Consider the following 4,334-nt stretch of genomic DNA (forward strand, 5'->3'; position numbering starts at 1 on the left):
CCGCCCGTTCCTCAGCACTGAAAGCATGGCAAGAAGCCGGCATGTCTGAGGACCCCTCCTCACAGGCTATTGAGGCGCGAATATCGGCTTTGGGTGACCGCGCAGTTGACCTCGCTCGATATTTCGATGAGACGGGAGCGCTTTCTCGAGGCTACGAGGCATGGCTTGGGCAAAATGAGCTCCACGAGCTGAGGGGCCTTATGGAGCGACTTGGTGGGAGTGGGGCCGCGGACAATCCGCTCGCTCGTGAGCAGACCCTTCAGGCAGGACTTGCGGCCGCACGCACCGCGCTCCAGCTGACCAACGAGACCCGTGACGCCGTCACGGCCTACGGCGAGACGCTCAAGGAGGAAGCTGATAGTTTCTCGGCAAAATTCCTATTGCCTCTCAATGACCTGATCGATGCTTTCAACCGGGCGCTGTTAAGCACTCCGGGTGAAACCGTACAATTCACGGCCGAGCACACTGTCGAACGAACCTCGCTTTCCATGGCGCTGCGCTATACCGATCCGATCGAAAATGCCCAATATAGGACATCCCTCCCGCCGCAGCTGGTTTTGAGTGAGGGGCAGATGGCAGCCAACGGCTTCAGCATCCTATGCGCCGCAAGCACTGCCTATCGCTGGTCACGGTGGCGCGCGCTCTTGCTCGATGATCCCCTCCAACACAATGACATAATCCATGCGGCGGCTTTCGTTGACGTGATGCGCAATCTGGTGGAACTCGAGGGGTATCAGCTGCTGATGTCTAGCCATAAGCGCGACGAAGGTGAATTCATTGCACGCAAATTCGATGCGGCAGGCCTGCCTTGCACGGTCGTTGAGTTGGTCGGCGCGTCCAAAGATGGTGTCCGAACCGAGCCGCCGCGTCACAACGCCGCCGCCCGCCGTTTGCTTTCGGAGCCTATGGCGAAGCTCGCTTGAGCACCGATCTACACAATTCAATGGACCCATCTTATCGCTCTACATGCAGAGGGCGCTGTCGCTTCGCGACAGCATTGAACCGAATCATCCAAACGTCGCATCACCGCTTGCAAATCTTGCCGGCCTCAGGACCCGGCAAGACAAACCTGAGGAAGCTCGGCTACTCCTCCAAATAGCTTCAAAGGTACGAAGGAAAGCTCTTGGCGACGATCATTCCTCACATTGAGGATCAGGTTTGCATTCAAGATTCACGATCGATGAGATACGCGTCTGAGGCTGAACGGAACCGGTCACCAAGACGACTCCTTATTCTCTACAAGACGGTGTCGTAGGCGAATTACAGGATGCTCCACGCGCGAAACCTCCCCCTGCCCGTCATCTCCCTCAACCCCAGTTCCTGCACGATCCGCCGCGCACCTTGCGGCGTGACCTCAAGCGTCTTCGCCACCATGCCGGCCGAGATCAACGGCCGCGATATGACGAGCTCCACTACCTCCGGCAGCCTGGATGACGTTCGCCGCCCCTCCAGTTTGCGCATCATCATCTGCCGCGCCAGCACCAGCCGGTCATGCTCCTTCAGCCCCGTCTCGGCGGCAACCGTCAGCGCCCTTACGATCGCCAGCAACCGCGTCTCGCGATCACGATGCCGGCGCCTATCGACGGGAATGGCTTTGAGCCCAAGATTGATCGCCGCGAGATGGGTGCCGGTGGTGACGCCACCTTCCCGCAGGATCGAGGCGGCCAGCAGCCTGCCTAGCCAGGGCGCATGCTGAAGCACGGCAATCTCGTTCCAGGCATCGAGCGCCACGATGGCCTGCAGGACCGGCGGCAGATCCTGGGCGCGAGCCAGCACGGCCTGCCACTCCGCCAGCCGCTCGTCCTCATCCCAGTCAAGGTCGTAAACGAACGGATCCTTTTCCGGAGCGCTTCTGGCGCGCGCCGGCTTCTTCGCCTCTTCAATCGCGGCCTCGGTGCGGGCGAGCACCGCATCGATCGCGGCAAACGCATCACTCAGGCCGTCGGCATCAGGATCTTCGGCCTCCCCTACCCCAGCCCCAGTGCCGCCCACCTGAACATTGCCATGAGACACCCCCTCCCCGTCTCCTACCGATGATGCCGCGGGCCACGCCCGCCCGCGCAGGGAGGCGAGGCCGGGGCTTGAGAGCGCCCAACCAGCTGGATGGGCGGCGATGCGGCGTCGGGTTTTCAAAATGTCGCGGGCGATCGTCAGTTCGTGGGTGGGGGCACGAATGTCGCGAAGCGCATCATGGAGGACGAGGTCCTCGAGATGAACGAGTTCACCGTCGACCCAGAGCGAGGCATGCGCGTCGAGGAAATGCGAGCGCTCGAGAAAGCCCTCACCGACGGGAGAACGGGCGATGCGCTCGTCGAGACGGGTGAGCGCAACTGCTGCCTCGGAGATCGGCCTCAGGAGGCTCTGGATAGGCAATTTCGTGAGATCGTAAGACATTGAATTTATGGTAAATGATTCGTTAAACGAAAGCTATATGCACATCACGGTTCCGTACATCATATAAATGAGCCCGGGGTCGCTGACCCCCGATAAGTAACCCTTATCGGATACCAACCTGACAATTCATTTTTTATTTTGGCCGACAAAAATAATGCGATACACTTTTTCCAGTGTAAAAGTTTAATATTTGGATAGGCCAAAAATATGACAGAATACTATAACGATGACAATAATTACAGTGTACCCTTCGTCTCACCGAATGGTAGCCAAATCATAGGGACCGCCGAGATCCTGCTCGCAACTGCCCGGATCTCGTGGATTGATCCGGATACGGGCGAGCCAGAATACGAGGGTGGCACTGATATCCATTGGAACAGCCAAGAGACCGCACAGCGCGACGGGAAATTGCTGTACGTTTGCGCGGAAGGGAAGGAATGGACTTTCGATGAGTTGAAGCCTGTCTGAGCGCCAGCAGGGAGTGAATCGTAGCGGTTATCTTGATAACGAGCACCTACCCAATGCGAGCCAATCCGTCCTCGGCATGCCTCTTCGATCCGCTATGAATCCGTAGTCCCGGAATACAAAATGTTTCCGCCCCCAATAGGTGATGCACCTATTGGGGGACGTGATTGCAACACGGAGTCGAGCGGAGCAGAAAGCCTCCGCTCAGCACTTGCACCCGCCGCTGCATTGGTGGCCAGCCCTGTCGCTCATGTGCCACCGATGTCGGATAAACGATCCAGGGCGCCTTTCAGGAATTCGTTGCATCATGCTTGTCGCAAATATGCCGCGCAACACGGATCAGCGCTTCGACTGTCTCGCGCCCATCATAGTCACGATAGGCGAGATTGATGGCATCGATTTCATCTACCTCTTCTTCATCGATCAGCCTCTGTGCGTACTCCTCTGTCGTCGGAAGATTTGCGATCTGCGATACGAATTGGATGGCATCTGAGGCTAGCCCCGCTTTCGAACCTGTTTCTTGCATGCTTTTCATTCCTTCACGGCGCGATGCCGCTGTTTGATTGACCTTCCTTTAATTGTCCGTGGAGATTTTGATCGGCGTCAATAGCCGACGGCGAGCGGCAGTATGACGAGGAGCAATCGATAGAGCCAAGCTATCATTTCACAGGAGCAAGGCTGGGTCCGGACACTTACCGCAGGAAGCAATCGCTGAAGTCTTGAGTTTTTTTGCGATCGCAGGCCGGTCGAAGCTATTGCCGCCGACGGATTTTGCAGTGAGCCTAAGAGCAGGATCAACGCGGAATACCACGATGTGGATTGATTTAGACGAAACGGAAATAGCTCACTTATCACAAGACACCGTACCGGCCTCGGTTTTGAAGAAGCTGCAAGCTATCCCGCACCGGGACGCAACCCTGTTCCGAAAGGTTGCTGTCGGATGGAGCGACTACTTGCATGTGCATGACGACGCTCCCGTAGAGCGCACTCGCAACGGTGCCTATGTGCTCTCATGGCTGTGGGTGTACAACGAGCAAGTTGGCCTTCCGAAGTGCAACGACTTTAACGACTATGACCTAAGCTTGGAATGCCTCGACCTTCTGCAGCAGATCCAGGATTTCGACGTGATCGATCTGGATATAGACGCTAAGCAACATCTTGGAACGGGACACCTCAAAGGGCAGCAGTGGAGTCTGCTGCACAACAGCGGGCTGCTGACACTCATCTTGCTCCCCAGCGAGGGCTGCCCGCTATGGGTCTACTCCGAGACACCAGTGATCGCAGGGGGCACGACAGGGGATGGCCTTACCGACGAGCGGTGCATGCGTTTTCTGCTGGAGGCAATAAACACGCTTAAAACTCACGGAGCGCTTCCATCCGAGGAACAACAGCTCACGCTGCTATGACCCGCTTGCTCGCAACAGAATAGCAGCCAGATGCTGACTAGATCAGACCTGCATTTGGGTCGATCACCC

The 4,334-nt window shown here is 57.2% G+C and carries 5 protein-coding genes; 3 read left to right on the plus strand and 2 right to left on the minus strand.

The genetic code is table 11. From position 1 onward, the window contains the following. A partial coding sequence (locus FAA86_RS24040; RefSeq protein ID WP_205910070.1) for a P-loop NTPase family protein occupies positions 1–923 on the plus strand: 923 nt, incomplete at its 5' end. Between the two features lie 337 nt (positions 924–1,260). Here the strand turns inward: FAA86_RS24040 and FAA86_RS24045 are convergent. Next, positions 1,261–2,394 carry an RHE_PE00001 family protein gene (locus FAA86_RS24045; protein ID WP_136543810.1) on the minus strand — a complete coding sequence of 378 codons (1,134 nt, stop codon included), beginning with the start codon at positions 2,392–2,394 and terminating at the stop codon, positions 1,261–1,263. Positions 2,395–2,601: 207 nt separating this feature from the next. Between FAA86_RS24045 and FAA86_RS24050 the strand changes: the two genes are divergently transcribed. Beyond that, positions 2,602–2,862, plus strand: a complete 261-nt coding sequence (locus FAA86_RS24050) for a hypothetical protein (protein WP_136543812.1) — start codon at positions 2,602–2,604, stop codon at positions 2,860–2,862. A gap of 286 nt (positions 2,863–3,148) precedes the next feature. Here the strand turns inward: FAA86_RS24050 and FAA86_RS24055 are convergent, their stop codons facing one another. Then, positions 3,149–3,385: a hypothetical protein gene (locus tag FAA86_RS24055; RefSeq protein ID WP_136543813.1), complete on the minus strand. Its 237-nt coding sequence runs from the start codon at positions 3,383–3,385 to the stop codon at positions 3,149–3,151. A 286-nt stretch (positions 3,386–3,671) separates the two neighbouring features. Here FAA86_RS24055 and FAA86_RS24060 point away from each other — a divergent pair, with 286 nt between their 5' ends. Then, positions 3,672–4,265, plus strand: a complete 594-nt coding sequence (locus FAA86_RS24060; protein ID WP_136543815.1) for a hypothetical protein — start codon at positions 3,672–3,674, stop codon at positions 4,263–4,265. The last annotated feature ends 69 nt before the right edge of the window (positions 4,266–4,334 follow it).

This window comes from Rhizobium rosettiformans W3 (assembly GCF_004912135.1).
Taxonomy (GTDB): domain Bacteria; phylum Pseudomonadota; class Alphaproteobacteria; order Rhizobiales; family Rhizobiaceae; genus Allorhizobium; species Allorhizobium rosettiformans.